The following is an 808-nucleotide window of genomic DNA, read 5'->3' as shown; positions in this document are numbered from 1 at the left end:
AAGAAACTGCCCATCCGGAAGGAAGAATTATTACGATGGAGTTTGAGGAATTCTATTTAGTAAATGTGTATACTCCAAATTCACAGAGAACACTGGCAAGGCTTGATGTTCGTTTAGAATGGGAGGATAACCTTTATAATTATTTAAAACAATTAGATGACGTGAAACCAGTTATTTTATGTGGGGATTTAAACGTTGCCCATCAGGAAATTGATTTGCGGAACTCAAAAACAAATCACGGAAATTCAGGATTCACAAAAGAGGAACGCGGCAAAATGACGAAACTGTTGGACTCTGGACTTGTCGATAGTCTACGGTACTTTTATCCCGACACGGAAGGGCTTTACACATGGTGGTCCTACATGAAAACAGTTCGGGAAAGGAATATCGGTTGGCGCATCGATTACTTTATCGTTTCTAACAGACTGGCAAGTCGATTACAAGACTCAAGAATTGATGCACAGGTACCTGGAAGTGATCATTGTCCAATCGTGTTGGAAATGGAGTAGGTTGTTGAGGAGACAGCCCGTGTTATTTACTTTGCCGGGGACTGTCCCCCTGTAACAACCGCATGCGATATGCGTTTTTCGCAGTCTCACCTAATCGATCTAGTAAATTATGATTAGCAAATGCACCAACAATGGCGCCAAACCCTGGGACTAGCTGGAGCATCTTGACCAGGTCAATATAATCCCGGTATTCTTGCTGGAAGACGCGCCAGTCCATATCCATGAGTTTCCTCTTTTCCGCATCCCAATTCTCGATGATACGGAGGGTTTCCCTGCGTTTTTCATCATTGGAAAAGGCC

At 43.2% G+C, this 808-nt stretch carries 2 protein-coding genes; one reads left to right on the top strand and one right to left on the bottom strand.

The annotated features are described in order from the left end of the window. A partial coding sequence (locus tag AC3G7N_RS20800; protein ID WP_489424067.1) for an exodeoxyribonuclease III occupies positions 1-509 on the top strand: 509 nt, incomplete at its 5' end. Between the two features lie 22 nt (positions 510-531). Here the strand turns inward: AC3G7N_RS20800 and AC3G7N_RS20795 are convergent. Beyond that, the coding region (locus AC3G7N_RS20795) for an EcsC family protein (protein WP_489424066.1) at positions 532-808 on the bottom strand (277 nt) is incomplete at its 5' end.

The organism is Virgibacillus carmonensis, from assembly GCF_057836705.1.
The sequence above is the reverse complement of the archived record's forward strand: the minus strand, read 5'-3'. Positions and strand labels throughout refer to the sequence as shown.